Origin of the sequence: Enterococcus casseliflavus NBRC 100478 (assembly GCF_001544095.1) — a bacterium.
Taxonomy (GTDB): Bacteria; Bacillota; Bacilli; order Lactobacillales; family Enterococcaceae; genus Enterococcus_D; species Enterococcus_D casseliflavus.
Window position 1 is genome coordinate 1 of sequence record NZ_BCPT01000039.1, and the last position, 2,366, is coordinate 2,366.

Here is a 2,366-nt window from a genome sequence, read left to right on the forward strand (position 1 = left end):
TTTGATTTACTTATATTTTTCTTCCAGCTTGCTCATCCAAAGACCTAACCAAGCCCCCAAGACAAACAAAATAATTCCGATGACAGCCGTTACCCAAGTAAAGCCGCTATAGTTTGCCACCGGAGGAATCACGATCAATATCGTTGAGGCAATAACGATCCCTAAAATGAAGTGATAGACTTTTGAATGATAATGGGTCAATAGCCACTCCATCAATTTCGAAAACAGCAGCATCACTGCCAAGCCGCCAATGGCGATCGGTAGAAAGACCCCCATGATGTCAAAGCTCTTAAAGCCTTTCAACATCGGATCATAAAGTCCCAAAACGAGCAAAAGGTTTGAAGGACTCAAGCCAGGAACCAAAACACCTAACGCGATCAGACCGCCGGCGATCACAAAACCTATGAAATTGGCAGGGATCGTTCCTAAGATATCACCCATAAAATAGAGGAACAAGAAGCCGATGACCATACTGCCGAAGAACCAAATCAAATCACCGGTTGTTCGTTTGCTTTTTAAAGTAGATTCTTTGGCAAGTGCCGGTAATGTCCCAATAATTGCCCCCGCAAAGCCCCACAAAACGATGATTTGATAGTTTTGCAGCAGCCACTCTAATGGCTTTGATAAAAGCCCGATCCCTACGATTCCCCCGATCCCTACTGGCAGGAAAAAGAGGAGATTCTCTTTAAAATTCTTCGTCAGATGTGCCATAAAGCGCAGCATCCGCTCATAAATGCCTAAGATGGCTGCCAATACGCCACCTGAAACACCAGGCAAGATAAAGCCCAAGGCAATCACCACGCCTTTAAGAAAACGTGACAAAATACTTTCGTTTCTCTGTTTTTCCATTTACAATTGCTCTCCTTAGCGATGGTTTTCACCAATCGTTCTTTTTTCATCAATCCCTTTAACTATACTTGATTGCCAAAAAAATGGAAAGTAATTTCTAATTCCTCATACAAAGGCAGAATTCAAAGTTCTTTCAGCATCAAGAAATCCGTCTGCTCATCATCCCCCATAAAAAAGGAGTGACTGCCAACTCTTTCAAAGCCCATCGTATGATAAAAAGCCAACGCATTGTCGTTAAATTCCCAAACGCCTAACCAGATCGACTTTTTCTGCAGCTCTTTAGCGGTCTCTTGGGCAAACAGCAGCAGTGTTTTGCCATAGCCTCTGCGCTTATGTTCTTTTTTAATATAGATTCGTTCAATTTCCAACCCCTCTGGGGCGATTGCTTCCGTTTGCGCCTCACCCCAGTTAAGTTTGATATATCCTACGGTTTGATCATTATCTTGTAAAAAATAAAACGCCGACTGCGGATTTTCTAACTCTCGGGTCAGTTTCGGCAGATTGTAGGCTTCTTCTAGATAGATACGAGTATTTTCCTCCGTATTGAAAGGAGCAAATGTATCGTAATAGGTGGATACGCTGATTTCTCCCAATTCTTCTAAATCTGCCAAAGTACATCGTTTGATAGCCATCAAAACGCCTCCTCATTTTTTCAAGCTATTCTATCACATCTCCATCATCCCTTGCAAAAGCAAAAAGGACAGACAGCTTTCCCCACTGTCCGTCCTTTCATAGACTTACTCTTTTATAACCAAGAGCCAGAAAACTGATGGATCACCATCGTACTCGGATCTTCCTCGACCTCACCAGTGATATAGCTTTTTGGTGAAAACGTCATTTGCGGGAAGATTTCTACACCCTTAACGGTTTGTCGTTGATTATTCAATTCTAATCCGTGGTTTTGCAACAGTTCCGTCACTCGGATCACATTGGTGACGACATCTTCCGTTTTTTCTGCCCGGACAAATTTTCGGTCATCGTAATCGTGGTACCATTCTTCCATAAAGGGATGATGCGGCACCGCTCCAATGATCCCAGTAGAAATCTTGGTTTCGATCTCAAAGCCCATAAATGCCTCCAGTGTCAAGAGCTCATCTAAAGGTTTGACCACCTCGATATCGGTATCCATATAAATACCGCCTTCTGTCACTAACGCATACAAACGAACCACATCTGACACAAAGGCCCATTCTTCTTGGTCATAGGCCTCTTTTAGATAAGGACCGAATTTTGAAAGGTCGATCGTTGATTCATCCCAACGTTTGATCTCATAATCCGGACAATATTTTTTCCAGGTATCCATGTATTTCTTTTCTTGTTCACCTAATGGATTGCCGCCAAACCAGCAATAATGAATAATTTTTGGAATCATCAATCTCTCTCCTTTAGTTTATTGGTCTCTTTTAAGTGTAGCTGATTTTGCAATTGTTTCAAAATCATATACACTTTTTTCAGCGAAAGCAGTTGCTCCTGCTCCTGGGCATGATTAGAAAAATCCATTAAAAAAAGCACCAGAA

3 protein-coding genes are annotated in these 2,366 nt (G+C 42.0%); all 3 read right to left on the reverse strand.

The window, feature by feature from the left end:
- Positions 1-6: 6 nt before the first annotated feature.
- A complete protein-coding gene (locus ECA1_RS16625; protein WP_060793123.1) occupies positions 7-849 on the reverse strand; it encodes a DUF368 domain-containing protein in 843 nt (280 codons plus the stop codon).
- Positions 850-971: 122 nt separating this feature from the next.
- Entirely contained in the window at positions 972-1,481 is a 510-nt protein-coding gene (locus ECA1_RS16630) for a GNAT family N-acetyltransferase (protein ID WP_010749840.1), read from the reverse strand.
- A 113-nt stretch (positions 1,482-1,594) separates the two neighbouring features.
- Positions 1,595-2,221 (reverse strand): glycosyltransferase family 32 protein, encoded by a 627-nt coding sequence (locus ECA1_RS16635; RefSeq protein WP_010749841.1) that lies wholly within the window; start codon positions 2,219-2,221, stop codon positions 1,595-1,597.
- Positions 2,222-2,366 lie beyond the last annotated feature (145 nt).